Below are 20,334 nucleotides of genomic sequence, written 5' to 3' on the forward strand. Positions count from 1 at the left end.
ACCTGGAAGGATTCCCGTGTCTGACAGCCCAGACGCCAAAGTCGGCGAGATGAACGTCCCGGAGGCGGGCGGGTGCCCGGTGAGCACCGGGCGTTTCAGCCACCCCACCGAGGGCGGCAGCAACCGTGACTGGTGGCCGAACCGGCTCAACCTCGCGATCCTGCGCAAGCACGCGACCGCCTCCAACCCGATGGACGCGGACTTCGACTACAAGGCCGCGTTCGCCACCCTCGACCTCGACGCGCTGGCGCGGGACGTCGACGAGGTGCTGACCACCTCGCAGGAGTGGTGGCCCGCCGACTTCGGCAACTACGGCCCCTTCATGATCCGGATGGCGTGGCACAGCGCGGGCACGTACCGCGTCGAGGACGGCCGTGGTGGCGCCGGCGCGGGCATGCAGCGGTTCGCCCCGCTCAACAGCTGGCCGGACAACGGAAACCTGGACAAGGCACGCCGTCTGCTGTGGCCGGTCAAGCAGAAGTACGGCAGCAAGATCTCCTGGGCCGACCTGATGATCTTCGCGGGCAACCGGGCGCTGGAGACCATGGGCTTCACCACCTTCGGCTTCGCCGGTGGCCGCGCCGACGTGTGGGAGCCGGACGAGGACGTCTACTGGGGCCCGGAGCGCACCTGGCTCGGCGACGAGCGCTACACCGGTGACCGGCAGCTGGAAGGCCCGCTCGCGGCCGTCCAGATGGGCCTGATCTACGTCAACCCGGAGGGCCCCAACGGCAACCCGGACCCGCTGGCCTCCGCGCGTGACATCCGCGAGACGTTCGGCCGGATGGCCATGAACGACGAGGAGACCGTCGCGCTGATCGCCGGTGGGCACAGCTTCGGCAAGACCCACGGCGCGGCCGACCCCGACAAGTACGTCGGTGCCGAGCCGGAGGGCGCGGCCATCGAGGAGCAGGGCCTCGGCTGGCGCAACAGCTTCGGCTCCGGCAAGGGCGCCGACGCGATCACCAGCGGTCTCGAGGTCATCTGGACGCCGACCCCGACCCAGTGGAGCAACTGGTTCTTCCACAACCTCTTCGAGTACGAGTGGGAGCTGACCAAGAGCCCGGCAGGCGCCAACCAGTGGACGCCGAAGAACGGCAAGGCGCGCAACACGGTTCCGCACCCGGAAACGGGCAAGCTCACCCAGACGCCGTCCATGCTCACCACCGACCTCGCGCTGCGCTTCGACCCGGTCTACGAGCAGATCTCCCGCCGGTTCTACGAGAACCCGGACGAGTTCGCGGACGCCTTCGCCCGCGCCTGGTTCAAGCTGACCCACCGCGACATGGGCCCGATCCAGCGCTACCTCGGCCCGCTCGTGCCGCAGGAGGAGCTGATCTGGCAGGACCGCGTGCCCGCCGTCGACCACCCGCTGATCGACGACAGGGACATCGACGGCCTCAAGGCCAAGATCCTCGAATCGGGCCTGACGGTGTCGGAGCTGGTGTCCACCGCGTGGGCGTCGGCGTCGACCTTCCGCGGCAGTGACAAGCGCGGTGGCGCCAACGGTGCCCGCATCCGCCTCGAGCCGCAGCGCGGCTGGGAGGTCAACCAGCCGGACGACCTCGCGCGGGTGCTGAGCACGCTCGAGGGCATCCAGGAGTCCTTCAACGGCGCCCAGTCCGACGGCAAGAAGGTCTCGCTGGCCGACCTGATCGTCATCGGCGGCGCCGCCGCCGTCGAGCAGGCCGCCAAGGTCGCCGGGCATGAAGTCACCGTGCCGGTCACCCCCGGCCGCACCGACGCCACGCAGGAGCAGACCGACGCCGAGTCGTTCGCGCCGCTGGAGCCGACCACGGACGGCTTCCGCAACTACCGCGGCAAGGGCAACCGGCTGCCGTCGGAGTACGCGCTGATCGACCGCGCGAACCTGCTCACGCTGACCGCGCCGGAGACGACCGTCCTCGTCGGCGGCCTGCGTGTGCTCGGCGCCAACCACCAGCAGTCGGAGAACGGCGTGTTCACCGACACGCCGGGCGCGCTGACCAACGACTTCTTCGTCAACCTGCTGGACATGGGCACGGCGTGGCAGCCCACGTCCGAGGACGCGGAGACGTTCGAGGGCCGTGACCGGCTCACCGGTGAGGTGAAGTGGACCGGCAGCCGGGTCGACCTGGTCTTCGGCTCGAACTCCGAACTGCGCGCCGTCGCCGAGGTGTACGCCGGCTCCGACGCCAAGGAGAAGTTCGTGCGCGACTTCGTCGCCGCCTGGGCCAAGGTGATGGACCTGGACCGCTACGACGTGGCGTGACCGGATGACCGCGACGCCCCGGGCCTGTTCGACAGGCCCGGGGCGTTCTCGTTCGCGTCAGCCGACGCGCAGGTCGTCGATCGCCCAGTACCAGTTGTTGCCCGCGTTGTGGTAGCGGAACTTCACCACCATCGAGGTCGCGCCCGCGGGCACCGTCACCGGCAGCGACTCGACCTTGGCGCGCGCGTCCGCGGAGTACCGCTTGACGAGCTGGTCGGCGCCCCCGTTGAACGACACCGACACGTCACCGGTCTGCGAACCTTCCTGCAGGTAGTGCGTGACGTAGTCGAGCCTGACCGTGGATCCCGCGGTGACGCGGTAGGCGGGGGAGACCAGCGTCGAGTCGAAGCTGGAACCACCGGACTTGTCGTCGAACTCGTCGGAGTCGGCGACCGCGAACACGCCACGGGTGCGCAACGCGTTCTCCCGTTCCTGGCTCGCCTGCGCACGCGTCCAGAACTCGTCGGTCGTGAACGACCAGCCGCGCCACTCCGTCACGCCACCGGACGGCATCCTGCTGCGGTCGACCGACCAGCCGGTGGGCGCGGTGTGCGTCCAGCCCTTGACCGTCGCGGGAATCCCGGTCTCGTCGACCCTTGTGGACAGTGCACCGGACAGCGAGTCGAACGCGTCCGTGGCGCGCACGGAAACCGGCTTGCTGTCGAGCTTCCACGCCGGATCAGCCGCGACACCCAGGTGGTTGAACACGGTCGCGGACACGTCGGCCAGTCGCGTGTCGATCGGCCGCCCGCCCGCCGCTGTCCCGGAGCCCTTGGCGAGCACGAACGTGCGCCGCTCGTCACCCACCCCGCAACCGCCGTGCCCGCCACCCGGGTTGGTGTGACCATGGTCCGTGGCGACCACGACGAGCCAGTCCTCGCCCGCGTACGTCGGCCGTGCCTTGATCGCGCCGAGCAACTGCCCGAGTTGCGCGTCCTGCTTCTCGATCGCGGCGATGTACGGCGCACCCGTACCACTGGCGTGCGCGACCACGTCGGTGTTGCCCAGGTACACAAAGGACGCGTCCGGGTTGCCGTCACGCAGGTTGCGCACGGTGTCCGCGGTGATCTTCTCGTCCGACACCACGTACCCGTCGCGGTCGCCGTCGTAGGTGACGCGGGTGTCGATGGCCGTCGAGAACGTGCCCTGGGAGTGCAGCACGGTCCAGTCAACCGCCGAATAGGTCCGGTACGCCGAGTTCACGCGCTCCAGCCGGGTCAGGAAATCCGGGTAGGTGGCGTACTGCTTGCCCGCGAAGGAGTTGTCCTTGACGCCGTGCTTGTCCGGCCACACACCGGTCGCGATCGTCGACCAACCCGGGCCGCTGGAGGAAGCGGCGACCGACGGGCAGTACAGCAGGCTCTCGCCGAGCGAGCCGTCCGCCGCCAGCGCGTCCAGGTTGGGCGCGTTCGCTGTCACCACCTTGGCCCAGTTCAGACCGTCCATGCCGACCACGAGCACCTTCTTCACCGGCGCCGCCGGTAGTGCCGCGGCGGTGGACGGCGCGGTGACCGCGGCTGCGGCGATGACGCCGGACAACGCGAGCGAGAATGTTCTCGCCCGGAGACGCACACGCATGGTTTCTCCTCTGCTGCAGGACATGAGGCTGGGACTGCCGTCCCAGCGAAACCACTTACCGTGAACGCGCCGGTGCTGTCGAGTGACTGGACTGTGCCGAACACCTGAACTCGCCAGGAGCATGTCCGGACATCGCCTCCGTGCGCAGAACCCGCCAGCAGAGATAGGCACAAAGGCCCGTTGCGGGCGTGTTGAGCAGTGTGCTGGCAATCCCGAGCGCGACCACCTGATCAGCCAGGTACAGCGGCAGTTGCACGGCCGTGGCGATGACGAACTTCGCCAGGAACACCGCCGTGCACAGTTGATAGCGCCGCCGACGCACCGGATCCCGGCGCCAGGCAAGGCGTTCACCGCGCACAGTCCCGACCGCCAGCCCGACCATGGGGCACCGCACCAGCATGGACAGCAGGGCGATCGTTCCGCCGCACGCGCCCATCACGATGCCGATGAGGTAGAAGTCCACACCCCGCCCGGTGCTGCCGGCCAGCAACGCCGACAGGCCGACCATGACGAGCCCGACGAACGCCTGCCAGGACTTCCCGCCGGTGCACACCCGGATCACGGCGACGACCAGGACACCGCCGAGCGCGATCAACGCCGAGGTCCCCACGTGCTCGGTGATCAAGTAGGCGATCACGAACAGCGCGCGTGACGCGACACCCTCGGCGACCGTACGCCAACCACCCAACGCCTCGAACAGGGACAGCGTCCTGCCTGTCAGCGCGGCGAACTTCATACGGCACCGACGGGCTGCGGGAAGTTGTCCCGGCGCATCGCGTCCTCGTAGGCGCCGATCGCGCCGGGACCTCCGCGGACCAGGGCGTCACGCAGGCGGTGCGCGTCCTGCATCGCCAGGTTGCCGCCGAAACCCGGCGCCAGGTGGATCGCGTCGCCGATGAGCGTGACAGGGCCGGCGGGCCACGGTGGCATCGGCGGGATCACCCCGATCCGCAGCTCGGCCGTGACATCCGGCCATGCTTCGTCGATCACCAGCCGCAGTACCGGGTGCTGCGGGATGGACGCTTCCTTGGTGAACGGCAATGCCCACATGAGGTAGTCCTCGGCGTCGTCGACCGCGGGGGAGCGAAGCGCCGGCAGCCACCGGTCCCGTGCGGCGGCAGGGGTTTGGCTGAATCGCAGCACGCCCAGCGCCATGGCCGCACCACGCACGTTCACGCTGGTGGCGTTGTGGCCGATCAACGCGGGCAGCCCGGTGCCGGCCACGGCCCGCAGCGGTGTCGCGCCCATCAGCATGCGTTTGCCCGTGTCGATCACCTGGACGTGCGGCAGGTACTGGCTGCGCACGGCCGACCCGATTCCGTCCGCGCCGACCAGCACGTCCGCGGTGTCGGTGCTGCCGTCGGCGAACCAGGCCCGGACCGTCCCGCCGGCACGCTGCTCGAACCGGGTGAACTCGGCGCCGAACCGCACGTGATCCTCCATGCCGGTCGACAACACCGCTCGCAGCAGTGGCCGGTGGACCTGTCTGCCCTTCCTGGCACGGTTTTCCGGCTGGGCACTGACCGTCAGCTCGCCGTCTGCCTCGGACAGGGACAACGTGTGCTCCCGCTGTCCACCGGCGGTGGCCTCGACCATCGCCGCGTGGCCCGGCGGCAGACACGCCCGCATCGCGGTCAGCGCCCGGTCGTCGAAGTGCAGGCTGACGCCCTGCGGTCGCCCTGTCGCCTGGTCGCGTTCGTACACCACGACGTCCACCCCCGCTCGGCGCAAGCCGTGGGCCAGCGTCAACCCACCGAGTCCCGCGCCGATCACCATCACCCGCATCGCCTGGCACCCCATTCTTCATCGCTTGGTGAAGTTCACGGTAGCGCGGGCCGGACCCGAATCTCCACCAAGTGATGAAGAAATTTCCGATAGACTCGGCCCGCGATGACAGAGCACGGTTCCTCCGGCCGCCCGGGTCGCTGGCGATCAGGCGCGCAGAGCAGACAGCGGATCCTGGACACAGCCCGTTCGCTGTTCCGCCAGCACGGCTACGGCGGCACGACAGTGCGCGCGGTGGCCGCCGCGGCGGGCGTGGACCCGGCGATGGTGTTCTACTTCTTCGGCACCAAACAGGGCCTGTTCGCGGCGGCGGTGGACATCTCGGCCGAACTGCCGCCCGCGGTCGAGGAGATCTTCGCGGGCGGACTGGACGGCATCGGCGACCGGATCATCCGGACGCTGGTGGAGAACATGGACAAGTCCGACCGCGCGCCGCTGGCGACGCTCACCCGCTCGGCACCCACCCACAACCAGTCCGAGGCGTTGCTGCGCGAGTTCATCGACCGGGAGATCAGCGGCAGGCTACGGGCGTTGCTCGACACACCCGACGCCGAGATGCGCGTCGCGATGGTGAACGTGCAGTTGCTCGGGATCGCCGTGGCCCGCTACATCGTGCGAATCGAGCCGGTCGCCTCTTCGTCGACCGGCGAACTGGTGGCGCGCTTCGGCGCACTCGTACAGCACTGCCTCACCGGTGAACCGTCTTGAGCAAGGTGTCCAGCTGCCTGGCCAGCCTCGCCGAATCGGTCGGGGCTATCGTGGTCCACGACTCCCCGGACGAACTGCGGTGCTGCTCGGCGAGATAACCGCCGGTGTCGTTGGCCCACCAGCCGATCACGTGATCGCCGCGGACCATCCGCCGGTCCCGTGCCGCGACGGCGACGCCGAACTGTGCCGTGCTGACGACGTCGGTGTTCATCGACGCGACCAAGTGAGCGACAGCGGGGGAGACCCCGGCGTGGCTCAACGCCGATCCGAGCGCTGCCGCGTCGCCGTCGACCGTGCTCGCCGCGGCCAGCAACGCATCCGTCGGCAATGAAACGGAACGGCCGTGCCCTTCCCGCAGAACGGGTAACAGCGCGACCGCCTGCGCGGCGAGCCCGCTCGGCTGGATCCGCCGGACGACGACCTGGTCCCCGGTCACCACCAGCTTGACCGCTCGGCGGCCCGCCACCGCCAGCACAGCATCCCGGCGCGCGTCGACGTGGCAGATGGCGTCGATGAGGTAGTGCGGCTGATCCAGAACACGCAACGCGATCGCCAGCCGGTCGTCGACCTCGTCTCGATGGTCGAGCCACCCGTCCACGCGCAGACGCTCGGTCGCCCGCTGTGTCTCGGCCGCCCTTGCCGCAGGGTCGAACGCCCCGTGCGGCAACGTGATCACAGCGGGGAGGTGGATGTCCATGCGGTCGCACAGCAGCCGGACGGCGAAGGCTGACAGGCGGGCGATGAAAGCCACGGTCCGCTATGGACGGTCTTCGCCGATCACGGGCGGGGACACTGGCGGATGGTCGTCGCCGAGGTGGTCCTCGAGCAGGATGTACTTGCGGTCGTGGTCCTTGTCCTCATCCTGGCCACGCCCGGCCGTGGGGACGAAACCCGGCGTCATCCCCGTGCCTCGCCCGGGGACCGCACCGCCGCCGCGGCCTTGCGCGCCCGATTGGGGGACACCGGCGACTGCGGCGCCGCGTCCCGGTTGGTCACTGCGAGGCCGTTCTCCCAGGTGGGGCACTGCCGGGGTTCCGCTTCCGAATGGTGTCGCCGGTGTTGAGCCACGGCGGCTCGGCGTCTCCTGTCCATCCCCGCCCACCAGGGCGAGGCCGTCGTAGCCGTGGGAACCCGCTGGGGGAGCAACGAATTCCTGGGGCACGACGGCGTCTTGCCCTGGCGTGTCCACTCTGCCTGACGTCCCCGCGCCTGCTGGTCTCGCGTCGGGTGCTCTCGTGCCAGTGGGGTGAGTCGCAGTCACCGCTGTGTCGCTCCCGGGCGGTGCAACAGCGGCGGTGGCCGGCCGCGCGGGCTGCTCAGTGGTCGCCGGTCGCACGTCGTGACCTTTCGTCCTGATCGGAACGACCGTGCCTGGCCCAGCGATGGCGGGTTGCGTCGTCCCCACCCGGTCCGGCACGTCGGGGTAGGCGGGCATCGCCGCGACGAAATCCGCCGTGGACGACTCGTACGCGGCCATCACGTCAGCGGCCTGCTGGTGCGCGGCCATCGCCTGCGCCTGCGCCACCACCACGTCCACGATCACGTTGGTGGCAGGCATGCCCTGGCCCGGCGCGATGTCGGGCAGGCTGACCGGCTCCGGCATCGCGTTGCGGGCGTCCACATAGGCGTTCGCCAAGTGCATGCTCTGCGCGCGGGCGACGATCGTGGCCACCGAGGCAGCACTCGCCCAGTCCGCGGAAGCCCGGATCGTGGCCGCGGCACCGTCCGCGGCCACACCGGTCCAGTCCGCGGCCAGGGCCGCGAGGTGACTGCTGATATTGCTGTGCACCGACTGCAGAACGGTGTTGGCTTCGTCGTAATAGGACATGGTGTCCTCACCCGCCTGCACTCCGGCGCCACCGTGGATGTTCTCGTACAACTGTCTGTGCGGTTTGTCGAGCCAGTTCCGTGCGGTCATCGTTCCTCCCCGGGACGATTCGCGGTTGGTCAGCGAGCCAGCAGATTCCCGACAACGGCATCGGCCACTTGAGCCGTTCGTCTGCACACTTCCGCCTTGCCGAGCCGGGCCCCGTCCTCGCGGTAGGTGACGTGCGCGACTTGTCCGTCCGCGACATCGACGACCACCACGCAGAAGACATAACTCGTCGGCAACAATTCGGTGAACACTTCGAAGCCGGGAAAAGCGTGCACGGTCAGTGGGCGAACCTCGCCGTTGACCTTCCCCGGTTTGAAGCGGTCGATACCCGAAGTCGTGACGGTGATGACGTCGAACACGATCTTGTTCTGCCGGGAGGCGAAGCCGCACAGTGGACTCTTGAAAGTGGGTTCCTGTCGCGGTCGCAGCGGTTCGTCCACACCGAATCGCTGTTGTTGTTCCTTTGTCAACAATGAGCAGGGATCGATGCCGGCGATCGGCAGATCACGCGGCCGCGGCGGATTCGGCGGCGGTGAGGTCCGCGAACCGGTCGTCGGCGCCGCGGCCGCGGATGAGCGGGAATCGTTCGCGCTGTTTCCGGACATGCGCTCGACGACTGGCGTGCCCGTCTCGGCTGTGGTGCACGCGGCCAGGGACAGCATCGCCAGAGCCGTCACGACGAGCGCGGTGCCGGCGGGTGCGTGGTGTCGGTCAGCCACCGTCGCCACCTCGGAGGGTGCCGGAGTTGCCATCTTCCGTGGCCCGGTAGGCGGAAGCGCTGCGCTGCAGATCGTCCGCGATGGCCCGCAACCACTGCTGGTACCGGGTGACCGCGTCGATGTGCACCTGGCCCGCCTTGCTGAAGCCCGCGGCGGCCTCGGCCGAGACCTCGTCGTCGGCCATCGGGCTCATCTGCAGTTTCCGGCTGCCGTCGGTGATCAGCTCGCTGAGGGTTTGGGCATTTTCCCTGAATACTCGCACTGTCTGCTCCACCTGCTCCGGTCGAATATCAAGACTCGGTGCAGTGTGACCAGTGGAATCACCGGCCACGATTCTTGGCGGTGCGATTCGCGGCGGCGGTGGCGATGGCGATGGATCGGTAGCCACGACGTTCTCATCGTCCGGCTTCATCGGCATGCCGCTCCCTCGTGACAGACGACGTCCGCAGTCGACGATAGTCAGCTCACGATTCCCGTCCGCCGGAATCCGTGCGATGATCTTGCCGAATCACTCGAACAGCGGACATGCCGTCAACGAATGGATACCAAGGCCCGGCTGTGTGATGCTTTACATTGTCAGTGGCGCCTGTCCGGTTTGCAGTCCGGCCATCGCGTCGCTTCCGGCATCGACAATCCGAACTGGTCGAGCACGCGTGCGCAAATGTGTGTGACGATGTCGTCGATGGTCTCCGGTTTCGTGTAGAAAGCGGGGACGGGCGCGGCCATCACCACCCCCATTCTCGTGAGTGCCAGCATGTTGTCCAGGTGGATCTCCGAGAACGGCAGCTCACGCGGCACCATCACCAGTTTGCGGCGTTCCTTGAGCGTGACGTCCGCCGCGCGCGGGATGAGGCCGTCGCCGTATCCCGCGCGGATCGCTGCCAGGGTTTTCATGCTGCACGGCGCGATGATCATCCCGTCGGTGCGGAACGACCCGCTGGCGATCGCCGACGAGTGGTCGCTGTGCCCGTGCACGTGGTCGGCCAGCGCGTACACGTCCGTGGCGCTCCGGTCGGTTTCCAGTTCCAGCGTCGCACGGCCCCACCGGCTGAGCACCAGGTGTGTTTCCACGTCCAGGTCGCGCAACGCCGCCAGCAGGCGGACGCCGATGATCGACCCGGTCGCGCCGGTGATGGCCACCACGAGCCTCATGACGCCAGTCCCGCGAAGCTGCGGACCACCCGGTCCCGCAGGTCGAACGGCACGGTCGCGTCGATGTACGACCGTCCGGCGCTGCCGTCGGCGCCGCGTGCCCCCGACCAGTCCGCGCCCTGCGACGGGTCCATGCCCAACGGGCGGAAGCCCGTGAACGTCGTGCAGTCCGTGCCCAGGTTCGCCCTGGTGGTGACGGCCCACATGACGTCCTCCGTCGAGGTGATGTCCACGTCCGCGTCGGTGAACACGATCAGCTTCACGAACATGTGCCGGTCGAAGATCCGCCGTGCGATCGCCCCGAGGCGCGTGTCGTCGGCCGGGCAGACCTTGCGGATCGCGATCACCAGCAGCAGCATCCCGCCGCCCGCGGCCGAGTAGTGCACGTCGGCGATCAGCTGCCAGTCGGCGTCGTCGCTGGTGAGCGCGATCGACACGGCACCGGACAGGCCCAGGATCACCGACTGCTCCCGCCCCGGCCCGATCACGGCCTGGAAGCGCGGGGAGCGGCGGGTGGTCACCGCTGTGACCGTGATGATCGGCAGGTCGCAGCGGGCGGAGCCGTCGTAGCCGAGGAACTCCGGCAACGAGACGCCCGGCGGCCCGTGCAGCGACTCGTCGGCCACGGTCCCGTCGAGATATCCCTCCAGCACGATCTCCGACTCGGCGAGCACCGCGACCGGCTGGCTCACCCCGGTCGCGACGGTGACCGGCGCACCGGCCATCGCGCCGGCGAGATCGAGCTTGTCCGCCCCGGCGGGCAGCACCGACGAGCTCAACGCCGACGCCAGCACCGCGGCGGGCGGCGCGCCGATGTTGATCGACACCGGCAGCTTGCGGCCGGTGAGCACCGCGGCCTCGTGCATCCGGCGCAACGCCCGCCCGGGAACCATCCAGATCGCTACCCGGTCAGGCCCCAGGATCAACATCCGGTGCACGGACAACGCGCTGTCCGCGTCACCGGGCGCACCGGCCTGCACGAGACCCATGGTCAGGTACGGCCCCGCGTCCCTCGGCGTCGCGCGCAACGCGGGCAGCCGGTTCAGGTCGGTGCGGGCGTAGACGCGTTGACGGCACGGCGGATTCGGCACCACCACGGGAGGGATCGCCGCGGCGAGGAAGGCTTCCGCGTCCGCCCTGGTGGTGATCCTCGGCAGGCCCGGCAGCCACGACCGCACCCGTTCGGCGCACCCGTACAGGCCCAGCAGCACCGGGATGGTCCGCCCGTCGACCCGATAGCTGACCGCGGATTCGGCGCGCGTCAGCGAGTTGGCCGGGATCCCGGCGTACCGGCTGGCGAAGTCGGCGGCCACCTCGTCGCCGGGCAGTGCCGTTTCCGGCTCGTGCCAGTGCTCCGGGCTGTTGCGGCGAACCCAGTCGACGGCACCGCGTACGGAGAGACCCGGGTTGGTCTGCCTCATCGCAACGCTCCGAGCCACTCGTCCACATTGGCCGCGCGCAACAGGGTGGTGCCGACCAGGAGACCGGCGTACCCGGCGTCGAGCAGGGCGGCGGCCTGCACTGGGGTGTCGATGCCGCTCGCGCTGACCGGGCACGGCGTCCCGGTCGCCCGCACGGCGGGCAGCAGGCGCAGGCTGCGGCCGAGTTCGCCGGCGTCGAGCTCCCGCTGCTCGATGTTCTTGTTGTTCACCGCGATCACGCTGTCCTGGGGGTGTGGCACCGCGTCGATCTCCTCCTCGTCGGTGACCTCGACGAACGGGGTGAGCCCGAGCGACAGCGCCTGCCCGGACATCCGGCGCAGCGACGACGCCGTCAGCAGCCGCGCGGTCAGCAGCACGGCCGACGCGCCCAGCGCGCGTGCGGTCTCGAGCTGTTTCTCTCGGATGATGAAGTCCTTCTGCAGCACAGGAAGGCCGGTCGCCGATGCCACTGTGCGCAGCAGGTCGACCGAGCCGCCGAACCACCGGCCGGTCACCACCGACAGGCATGCCGCGCCCGCCGCGGCGTACTCCAGCGCGATCGCCGCCGCTGACCGCCCGCGCAGCAGGTCGTTGCCGTCGCCGGTGCGCGGTTTGACCTCGGCGATCACCGGCGTCGGGGCCTCAAGGAGCGTGCGGGTGAATCGGTTCGCTGTCGTCACAGTCTGTCCATCCTGTCCCCACCGTCCACTTGCGTCTGATCTCCGCGACCCGTGCCGCGTCGATGTACCCGGCGGCGTTCCTGGTCGCGGAGTCGACGTCGATGCCGAAGAACCTGGGATGCCCGGTCAGTTCCCGGTAGTGCGCCGAGTTGGCCGCGGTCAGGCCACCGGCGAGCATCACCGGCTTGGTCACGTCGTCGGTGATCCGCCCGGCCACCCCGGGATCGACGGTCTGGGCCGTGCTGCCGATCCGCCCGTCCGCGGCCAGCGCGTCGAGCAGGAAGATGTCCACACCGGACCGCTCGTACGACCGGATCAGGTCCTGCTCGACGCACTGCCCGTCACGGATGTGCAGCACCTTCACCACAGTCGTGCCGGGACACGCCGCCTTCAGCGACCGCACGGTGCCAGGCTGCTGGTAGCCGTGCAGCTGGACCCACTCGATCCCGGTTCGCTGCGCCTGAGCCGCGATCCTGGCCACACTGGAGGTCAGGGTGACCAGGATCGGCCGCAGGCCGGCCGCGTGTGCCGCGGCGGCCAGCCCGGTCAGCTCCGTCTCGCTCAGTTCGGCGCGGCCCCGTGGGACTCCGTGCCAGAGTCCCACGAAGTCCGCGCCCGCGTGCGCCAGTGCCGTGACCTCCTCGGCTCGCCTGGCACCGCAGATCTTCACCCGCATGGCTCAGGCGTCGACCAGTCCGGGCAGCTTGGCCAGCGCCTCGCTCAGCACGGCCGGGTCGAGCGCCTCGTCCCGCAGCGAACCCGACAGGTACGCCTCGTACGCGCCCAGGTCGAAGTGGCCGTGCCCGGACAGTCCGAAGAGGATGGTGCGGCTGGTGTTCTCCTCACGGCACTTGATGGCCTCGCGGACGGCGATCTCGATCGCGTGCGTCGACTCCGGCGCGGGCACGATGCCCTCCGAACGGGCGAACGCGATGCCCGACGCGAAACAGTTGAGCTGGTTGACCGCGGCTGCCTCGATCAGGTTCTGGTCGAGCGCCTCGCTGACCAACGGCGCCATGCCGTGGTAACGCAGGCCGCCGGCGTGCACGGGCGGCGGCATGAACGAGTGGCCGAGGGTGTGCATCTTCAGCAACGGCGTCAGCCCGGCCGTGTCGCCGAAGTCGTACGCGAACGAACCGCGTGTCATCGTCGGGCACGACTCCGGCTCGGCCGCGATCACGCGCACCTTCCTGCCGCCGCGCAGTTGCTCGCCCAGGAACGGGAACGTCAGCCCGCCGAAGTTGCTGCCACCGCCGGTGCACCCGATCACGATGTCCGGGTAGTCGTCGGCGAGGGCGAACTGCGCGATGGCCTCCTGGCCGATCACGGTCTGGTGCAGCAGGACGTGGTTGAGCACGCTCCCGCCGCCGTAGTTGGTGCCCGCGTCACCCGCGGCCACCTCGATGGCCTCGGACGTGGCGATGCCGAGGCTGCCCGGGCAGTCCGGATCCTCGGCCAGGATCGCGCGGCCCGCGGCGGTCTCCGTGCTGGGGCTCGGCACACACCGGGCGCCGTAGGTCTCCATCAGCATGCGGCGGTACGGCTTCTGGTGGTAGCTCACCTTGACCATGTAGACGGTGACGTCCAAGCCGAACAGCGCGCCGGCCAGCGACAACGAGGAACCCCATTGCCCGGCGCCGGTTTCCGTCGCCAGCCGGGTGACGCCCGCCTGCTTGTTGTAGTACGCCTGCGCGATCGCGGTGTTGGGCTTGTGGCTGCCCGCCGGGCTGCCACCCTCGTACTTGTAGTAGATCCTGGCGGGTGTGTTCAGCACACGCTCCAGCCTGCGGGCACGGAACAACGGCGACGGCCGCCACTGGGCGTAGATCTGCCGCACCGGCTCGGGGATCTCGATCTCGGCTTCCCTGGTGAGCTCCTGCTCGGCGAGCGTGACCGGCATGATGCCGACGAGGTCGTCCACGGTGACCTCGGCACCCGTCCCCGGGTGCAGGTGCGGTGCGCCGCCGGGCAGATCGGCGGCCAGGTTGTACCAGGTGCGCGGGATGTCCTGCTCGCCGAGCACGTACTTGATCTGGTCGGTCATCGGTCCTCTTCTCGGAAGGTCAACGGGCTTCGGCGACGAGCGAGCCCTTGGCGAACGTGTCCGCGGTGGCGAAGATCCGCGGGTGGGCCGCTCGCAGGCCGCTCAGCAACAACTCGTGCGGGAGGTCGGCGAACTCGCCGTGCGTGTGCAGGAACTCCATGTGCTGCCGTCCGGTCAGGTCGAACGGGTGGTGCAGGCTGTCGGCGGTGCCGTCGAACTCCAGCGGGGCGATGCCGTACAGCTTGCAGAGCCTGCTGTTGAACACGGGGGTCGCCTTGACCCACTTGTCGTTCAGCCGCACGGCGACCAAACAGTGGAACCGGAAGACGTCCCCGCCGACCAGATCACGCAACCGCTGCGACGCGAGATGATTGCGCACGTCGGTCAGCACGAGCCTGCTCGGCACACCGATGGCGCGCAGCGACGCCGCGTAGAGCACGGACTTGTGCACGCACATCCCCGTTCCCCGGCGCAGGATCGTGCTGGCCCGCAGGCCTTCCCGCGACAGGTCCGCGCCGTACACCTCGTACAGCACGTCATCGCGCACGGCCCGGTAGAGCGCGATCGCCTGCTGGGTGAGCGACGAGGTCTCGTCCACGACCCGCCGCACGAACTGCTGGATGGCGACGGAGTCGTGGTCGAGGAAATCGGTATGGGTCAGGTCGGGGTGGATCAGGTCGGTGGTCATCGTTCTCCCAGTCCGAGCAGTGCGGCGATCCGGTTGCGCTGGATCTCCGACGTGCCCGAGTAGATCGTCCCCGCGACGGCGCCACGCAGGTCCTTCTCCAGTCCGTACTCGGCCATGTAGCCGTTGCCGCCGTGGATCTGCACGGCGGCCAGCGCCGAGGCGAGGTTCTGCTCGCTGGCCACGAGCTTGGTGATGGCCATGTCCACCGCCACGTCCTCGCCCCTGGTGACGCGCACAGCCGTGTCGTACAACCACTTCCGGGCGGTCTCCAGCCCGATCTTCATGTCCGCGATCTTGTGCGACACGGCCTGGTAGCCGCCGATCGGTCGGCCGAACTGGACCCGGTCGCGGGCGTACCGGACGCACTGGTCGACCCGGTGCGCCATCTCGCCGAGGCTGATCGCGAACGAGCAGAGGACCTCCCACTTCATCACGTGGTCGAACACCCGGAACCCACCGCCGGGCCTGCCGACCACGTTGCTCGCGGGCACCCTGCAGTCGTCGAAGTACAACTCGCACAACGGCGACGTGCGCAGCCCCATCTTGGGAATCGGTTTGCCTGCCGAGAAGCCGGGAGTGTCCCGTTCGACCAGGAAGGCCGTCGTGCCGAACGGGCCGCCGGCCGGGTGGGTCTTGGCGTAGACGACGAACAGACCGGCGACGGGCCCGTTGCTGACGAACGTCTTGCTGCCGTTGAGGACGTAGTCGTCGCCGTCCCGTGTCGCCGTGGTCCGCATGTGCAGCGCGTCCGACCCGTTGTCCGGTTCGGTCATCGCGTGTGCGCAGATCGGTTCGCCGTCGCACACCAGCGGCAGGTACCGCTGTTTGAGCTCGGCCGAACCGAAGCGCTGCACCGGGACACCGACGCTGACGATGTGCGTCGACGCCGAGAAGCCGAGCCCGCCGTCGCGGCAGCCGCGGCCGAAGCCTTCCAGCAGGTACATCGTGGTCGGCAGGTCCTGGCCGAGCCCGCCCCATTGTTCGTCGAACGGCAGCCGCAGCAGACCGCTTTCCCGGACCAGCTTCCACTTGTCGTGGGGGAATTCGCCACCGGCGTCCCGCTCGACGTGGTCCGCGCTGAGCGCCTCGCACCACGAGGCCAGCCCGGCGAGCAGCTCGCGCTGCTCGGAGTTCCACTCGATCACCGCCTTCGCCTTCCGCCTCAGTAGTGGGAGAACTCTGCCGAGTCCAGCTTGTGCGTCTCGTCGCCCTGCAACGCGGGCGTGAACACGCACACCAGCCGCAGGTCCGAGTCCGGTGCCGCGATCAGGAAGTGCGCGTCGTTGCGGTCCAGCGCGTAGAGGGTGCCGGGTTCGATCGCGTACGAGTCACCGTTGGCGTCGACGACCTCTCCCTTGCCGTCGATGCAGTAGCACGCTTCCAGGTGACGGCGGTACTCCAGACGGGACTTGGTGCCCGCGCGGACGATCGTGTCGGTCACGGTGTACCCCATGCCGTCGGCCTGCAGCAGGAACCGGCGGCTCACGCCGTTGCCCCACTCCACGCTCGGTGTCTCGGCGAGCCTGCGGATGATCATGTGACGGCATCCTCTCTTGCTGTCTGCGTTCGTTGTGGCGCCCTGAGTTCGGCGATGAACCGGGCCAGGTCCGAGGTCACGTCGCGATGCCATTTCGTCGCGTGTTCCACGACGGCGACTGCCGCGCTGCCGACCACGGCGGCGTCGGCGCCCAGCTGCCGCAGCTGGGCGACCTCCGCCCGGCCGCGGACGCCGAAGCCGACCGCGACCGGGGCCGTGGTGTGCTCCCGCAGCCGCGAGAGCGCCGGGCGAAGCGCTGTGTAGCCTTCGCCCGGCGAGGTCCCGCTTCTGCCGTAGTGCGCGACCAGGTAGACGTACGCGGTCGCGTTCTGCGCGGACTCCGCCAGCACTTCCGGGCTGGAACCCGGGTAGCACGTGGTCACCACCGGCACGCCGGCGGTGTGCGCCGCCTCGTAGTACTGCTGTCGTGCCACGGCGGGAAGTCCGTGTGTCAGCAGGGCATCGGAACCGGAGTCCCTTACCTTGCCGAGGAAGCCGGCCATGCCGATCGGGCGGATCGTGTGGCTCCAGTCGGCCAGCAGCGCGATCCGCAGGTGCGTGAGCCTGTCGTGCGCGCGGCTCACGCACGCCAGTACTTCGGCAAGCCCGGCGCCGCGGTCCAGCGCGCGGCGGGCCGACCGGCGGACCACCGGGCCGTCGGTGAAGGAGTCCGGGAACGGCACGGCGAGCTCCAGAACGTCCACACCGGACTCGTCGAGCATGCTGAGCACGTCCGGCATGACTTCGAGCGGTGGGTCGCCCGCGTTGAGGAACACCGCGAGCCCCGGTGGTGGCCCGGCGAAGAACCCGGCCCGGTCACCCATGACCGACCGTCAGCAGGTTCGTCGCCCTGGCCGTCCGCATGCGGTTGACCAGGTCCAGCGCCGCGCCGTCACGCAGCACCGCGCGTGCGTCCGCGACGGCGGACGCCCACCCGGCGTGGTGTCCGTTGAGGACTGACAGGGCGGCGGCGTTGAGGCACACCGTGGCCAGTGCCGTCTCCGGGACCTGGCCGGCGAGCACCCCGAGGAACTGCTCGACCGGATCCCCCACCGCGGGGGTCAGGTCGGTCAGTGATCCGGTGGATCCCGCGGCCAGGGTTTGCTCGCCGTCCGCGCGGATGATCACGTTGGGCACGAACCCGATCAGCTCGTCGACACCGAGTTCGTTGTGGCACAGCCACACGCGCCGGCCGGGCAGCCTGCGTGCGAGGGAACGCAGACTGGGCAGCACGGCCGGGTCGGACACGCCGGTCAGCTGCGCGGAGACCGGCATCGAGCCGAGGAACGGCCCGATCGAGTTGACGAACCGGCCGACCGCGCGCAGCTCCAGCGGCAGGATCTCCTTGGCCAGCATGGCGATCTCGGCCGGGTAGACGAAGTTGCCCGCGAACGCCACGCCGAAGCGTTCCAGTGACTCCGCGGTCTCCTGGTAGCTCTTGGTGAGCGGGACGCCGAGCCTGCCGAGCAGGTCCAGCGAGCCGTAGCGGCTGGTGAAGCCCTTCGAGCCGGTCTTGACCACCCGGGCGCCCATCGCCGCCGCCACCATCGCGGCGGCCGTGGACACGTTGAACGTCTTCGGCCCGCCGCCGGTGCCGACGATGTTCACGGTGCCGGGGAAGTGGATCTCCGGAGCGGGACGGCGTTCGTCGAGGCAGTCCATCATGCTGACGAGCGTCTGCTCGCCGGGCATCGCGGTGGACAGGGACGTGAGCACGGCCGCTGCCTCGCCGCGCCGCAGCTTGCGCGACACCAGGCGGTTGAAGAAGGTCCGCCAGCTCTCGTGCTCGACCGGCCGCTGCCTGCTGACGAGCGCGGTGAGTAAGTCGTCGTCCATTCTCAACCAGCCACCCCTGGTGCGTTCAGCACGGGTGCGTTCGACGCGATGAACGCGTCGATCGCCTCGATGGTCCTGAAGGTGTCCGGTGCCAGTTCGAGGTCGTCGACCGGCAGGCCGAACTCGTCCTCGAGCCAGGCGAGCAGCTTGAGCAGGCCGAGGCTGTCGACCACACCGCCGTCCACCAGGTCGTAGTCGTCGGCGAGGTCGCTCGCGGCGACGTCGGGGAGGAACTGCTCGAGCACGAACTGTTTGATCGATTCGATGTGCGTCATCTCTGCCCCTGGAGGTACGTGTGCTTGATCCGGGTTCGGTCGGGTTTGCCGGTCGACGTCGTCGGCAGTGGCTCGTCGACCAGGTGGATCGCGGTCGGTACGGCCGCGCGGGGGAGCCGCTCGGCGCAGTGCGCGCGGACGGCGAGAGTGTGCGTGGCTTGTGCCCTGCGGTGCACCACGGCGTGCAGCGCGCTGCCCGCGACGGGGTCGGGCACGGCGAACACGACGGCTTCGGCGATGTCGTCGTGTTCGAGCAATGTGCGTTCGACTGCCTGGGTGTTCACGCGGACACCGCGCACCTTCACGTGGAAGTCCGCGCGCCCTTCGAGCGTCAGCGCTCCCGAGGCGTCCCGCCGGACCAGGTCACCGGACCGGAAGTACCGGCCGGAAGTCCGGGCCCGCGGGTGCGCCACGAACACCGCGTTGCTCGACCCGAGGTAGCCGTGGGTCTGAAACGGTGTGCTGACAAGCAGTTCACCGACGCCGGGGCCGGTGAACACCTCGCCTGCCGGGTCGATGAGCAACGCGTCTACACCGTCGATCGGTCGTCCGATCGGCAGGGGAGCACGCTCGTTCGCCGCGTCGATCTCGTGCAGGAAGCTGTCGTTGGTCTCTGTGCAGCCGTACAGGTTGTACAGGCGCGCGTTCGGCAGCAGCCCGGGCAACCCGGCGAGACACTGTGTGGTCAGCGCGTCACCGGTTGAGATCGCGTGGGTGACGGACGGAAGCGGACGGCCGTGCGCGAGCAGGAGCGTGTAGAGCATCGGCACCGCCTGCACGACGTCCACCTGGTGGCGGTCGATCAGGTCGTGGAGGTATCCGGCCCTGGTCGCGCGGCCGGCTTCGACGAGCACGACCCGGCCGCCCGCGGCAAGGGTGGTCCAGATGTCGAGAAGGCACAGGTCGAAGTTGAGCGGCGCGTAGTTCAGGACTGTCCGATGTGGACCAATGTGGAACGTGCGCGCCGCCCACCCGGTGAACCGGCCGACGGCGTCGCCGGTCAGCGGCACGATCTTCGGCAGCCCGGTCGACCCCGACGTGGTCAGCATGAAGCCGACCGAATCGGTGTCACCGCCGACGCGGAGCTCGCCGCCGTCGCCGGGATCCGTGCTGTCCTCAGTGGACAGCACAGCGACGCACCCGGCCTTGGCCGCCAGCGCGGCGAACGTCTCGCCGCTCAGGTCGGCTGGCGGGAGCAGGAAGGGCCGGTTGTCCGCGAGCAACGCCAGGACCAGCGCGATCGCGTCCGGTGACTTGGTCGTGCGCACCGCGACCGCGGCGCCGTCGGCGAGGCCGAGCCGGCCGACGCGCGCCTGCTGGGCGCAGGCCCGCCGGTAGAGCTGGAGATAGCTGATCTCGGTGTGCCGCCAGACCACGGCCGTGTCACCCGGGCGGTCGCGCACGTGCGCCGTGAACCGGCTGAGCACGCTGTCCGCCTCGTGTTGCTCACACTGCACCACTGACCCCCGTCGATGGATGCCGGAATTTTCGCGAGATTCGCAGTTTTTCGAAGTGGCTCACCCGGCGTTTACGTCCAAATGGATTCGATTGCCGGGAATTCCGTCCGAAAACAATGGTGAGACTCTCAGCGCGTTGATAGTCGCGCATGCGTGCCGGGCACCCATTTTCGGGTGGTCGTACGTGGTACGCCGGTTATTGATCGGGAGGGGGCCGGTTGGACCGCTTTGCCGGTGCTTGATCGGCGTTGATCCGCGACCGACGGTCATCAGTTGGTTTCAGGCCGCTGTGAGACCGGCATCGGGCCGCGTTCGCCGACGGGCCGC

General features: G+C 69.3%; 21 protein-coding genes. 2 read left to right on the forward strand and 19 right to left on the reverse strand.

Annotated features, from left to right (window positions below; translation table 11 throughout):
• Nucleotides 1-16: 16 nt before the first annotated feature.
• Nucleotides 17-2,251: a catalase/peroxidase HPI gene (katG, locus tag AOZ06_RS22030; protein ID WP_054291136.1), complete on the forward strand. Its 2,235-nt coding sequence runs from the start codon at nt 17-19 to the stop codon at nt 2,249-2,251.
• Between the two features lie 57 nt (nt 2,252-2,308).
• Here katG and AOZ06_RS22035 read toward each other — a convergent pair whose 3' ends face one another.
• The 3 genes from AOZ06_RS22035 to AOZ06_RS22045 are packed head-to-tail and all read right to left on the reverse strand — an operon-like array spanning nt 2,309 to nt 5,614.
• Nucleotides 2,309-3,829, reverse strand: coding sequence for an alkaline phosphatase family protein (locus AOZ06_RS22035; protein ID WP_054291137.1), 1,521 nt, complete (start codon nt 3,827-3,829; stop codon nt 2,309-2,311).
• 55 nt (nt 3,830-3,884) lie between these two features.
• Entirely contained in the window at nt 3,885-4,565 is a 681-nt protein-coding gene (locus AOZ06_RS22040) for a DUF3159 domain-containing protein (protein WP_063810087.1), read from the reverse strand.
• A complete protein-coding gene (locus tag AOZ06_RS22045; protein WP_054296819.1) occupies nt 4,562-5,614 on the reverse strand; it encodes an FAD-dependent oxidoreductase in 1,053 nt (350 codons plus the stop codon). Before AOZ06_RS22045 ends, AOZ06_RS22040 begins: the two co-directional genes overlap by 4 nt.
• A 105-nt stretch (nt 5,615-5,719) precedes the next feature.
• On the opposite strand from AOZ06_RS22045, the gene AOZ06_RS22050 reads away from it, so the two are divergent.
• Nucleotides 5,720-6,322, forward strand: a complete 603-nt coding sequence (locus AOZ06_RS22050) for a TetR/AcrR family transcriptional regulator (RefSeq protein ID WP_054291138.1) — start codon at nt 5,720-5,722, stop codon at nt 6,320-6,322.
• Here AOZ06_RS22050 and AOZ06_RS22055 read toward each other — a convergent pair.
• From AOZ06_RS22055 to AOZ06_RS22130, 16 genes are all read right to left on the reverse strand, one after another.
• Nucleotides 6,303-7,073 carry an ESX secretion-associated protein EspG gene (locus tag AOZ06_RS22055; RefSeq protein ID WP_054291139.1) on the reverse strand — a complete coding sequence of 257 codons (771 nt, stop codon included), beginning with the start codon at nt 7,071-7,073 and terminating at the stop codon, nt 6,303-6,305. The genes AOZ06_RS22050 and AOZ06_RS22055 overlap by 20 nt on opposite strands.
• A gap of 6 nt (nt 7,074-7,079) precedes the next feature.
• Nucleotides 7,080-8,240 (reverse strand): hypothetical protein, encoded by a 1,161-nt coding sequence (locus AOZ06_RS22060; protein ID WP_054291140.1) that lies wholly within the window; start codon nt 8,238-8,240, stop codon nt 7,080-7,082.
• Between the two features lie 29 nt (nt 8,241-8,269).
• On the reverse strand, nt 8,270-8,917 hold the full coding sequence (locus AOZ06_RS22065) for a DUF3558 domain-containing protein (RefSeq protein WP_169798958.1): 648 nt from the start codon (nt 8,915-8,917) through the stop codon (nt 8,270-8,272).
• Entirely contained in the window at nt 8,910-9,335 is a 426-nt protein-coding gene (locus AOZ06_RS61285; RefSeq protein ID WP_083471841.1) for a PE family protein, read from the reverse strand. The genes AOZ06_RS22065 and AOZ06_RS61285 overlap by 8 nt, the downstream gene beginning before the upstream one ends.
• Nucleotides 9,336-9,493: 158 nt before the next feature.
• Complete coding sequence (locus AOZ06_RS22075; protein ID WP_054291143.1) at nt 9,494-10,069, reverse strand: UbiX family flavin prenyltransferase; 576 nt, start codon at nt 10,067-10,069, stop codon at nt 9,494-9,496.
• Nucleotides 10,066-11,490, reverse strand: a complete 1,425-nt coding sequence (locus AOZ06_RS22080) for a UbiD family decarboxylase (protein WP_054291144.1) — start codon at nt 11,488-11,490, stop codon at nt 10,066-10,068. The genes AOZ06_RS22075 and AOZ06_RS22080 overlap by 4 nt, the downstream gene beginning before the upstream one ends.
• A complete protein-coding gene (locus AOZ06_RS22085; protein ID WP_054291145.1) occupies nt 11,487-12,170 on the reverse strand; it encodes a beta/alpha barrel domain-containing protein in 684 nt (227 codons plus the stop codon). Before AOZ06_RS22085 ends, AOZ06_RS22080 begins: the two co-directional genes overlap by 4 nt.
• Nucleotides 12,133-12,846 carry a phosphoribosylanthranilate isomerase gene (locus AOZ06_RS22090; protein WP_063810088.1) on the reverse strand — a complete coding sequence of 238 codons (714 nt, stop codon included), beginning with the start codon at nt 12,844-12,846 and terminating at the stop codon, nt 12,133-12,135. Before AOZ06_RS22090 ends, AOZ06_RS22085 begins: the two co-directional genes overlap by 38 nt.
• Before the next feature lie 3 nt (nt 12,847-12,849).
• Nucleotides 12,850-14,214 (reverse strand): TrpB-like pyridoxal phosphate-dependent enzyme, encoded by a 1,365-nt coding sequence (locus AOZ06_RS22095; protein ID WP_054291146.1) that lies wholly within the window; start codon nt 14,212-14,214, stop codon nt 12,850-12,852.
• Nucleotides 14,215-14,233: 19 nt separating this feature from the next.
• Nucleotides 14,234-14,902 (reverse strand): transglutaminase-like domain-containing protein, encoded by a 669-nt coding sequence (locus AOZ06_RS22100; protein ID WP_054291147.1) that lies wholly within the window; start codon nt 14,900-14,902, stop codon nt 14,234-14,236.
• Complete coding sequence (locus AOZ06_RS22105; protein WP_054291148.1) at nt 14,899-16,047, reverse strand: acyl-CoA dehydrogenase family protein; 1,149 nt, start codon at nt 16,045-16,047, stop codon at nt 14,899-14,901. The genes AOZ06_RS22100 and AOZ06_RS22105 overlap by 4 nt, the downstream gene beginning before the upstream one ends.
• A 17-nt stretch (nt 16,048-16,064) precedes the next feature.
• Entirely contained in the window at nt 16,065-16,439 is a 375-nt protein-coding gene (locus AOZ06_RS22110; RefSeq protein WP_054291149.1) for an ectoine synthase, read from the reverse strand.
• Nucleotides 16,436-17,263, reverse strand: a complete 828-nt coding sequence (trpA, locus tag AOZ06_RS22115; protein WP_054291150.1) for a tryptophan synthase subunit alpha — start codon at nt 17,261-17,263, stop codon at nt 16,436-16,438. The genes AOZ06_RS22110 and trpA overlap by 4 nt, the downstream gene beginning before the upstream one ends.
• Nucleotides 17,256-18,275, reverse strand: a complete 1,020-nt coding sequence (locus tag AOZ06_RS22120) for an anthranilate phosphoribosyltransferase (protein ID WP_054291151.1) — start codon at nt 18,273-18,275, stop codon at nt 17,256-17,258. Before AOZ06_RS22120 ends, trpA begins: the two co-directional genes overlap by 8 nt.
• Before the next feature lie 2 nt (nt 18,276-18,277).
• Nucleotides 18,278-18,550, reverse strand: a complete 273-nt coding sequence (locus tag AOZ06_RS22125; protein WP_054291152.1) for a phosphopantetheine-binding protein — start codon at nt 18,548-18,550, stop codon at nt 18,278-18,280.
• Nucleotides 18,547-20,007: an AMP-binding protein gene (locus AOZ06_RS22130; protein ID WP_083472698.1), complete on the reverse strand. Its 1,461-nt coding sequence runs from the start codon at nt 20,005-20,007 to the stop codon at nt 18,547-18,549. The genes AOZ06_RS22125 and AOZ06_RS22130 overlap by 4 nt, the downstream gene beginning before the upstream one ends.
• Nucleotides 20,008-20,334: the final 327 nt, after the last annotated feature.

It is taken from the genome of Kibdelosporangium phytohabitans (assembly GCF_001302585.1).
Lineage (GTDB): Bacteria > Actinomycetota > Actinomycetes > Mycobacteriales > Pseudonocardiaceae > Kibdelosporangium > Kibdelosporangium phytohabitans.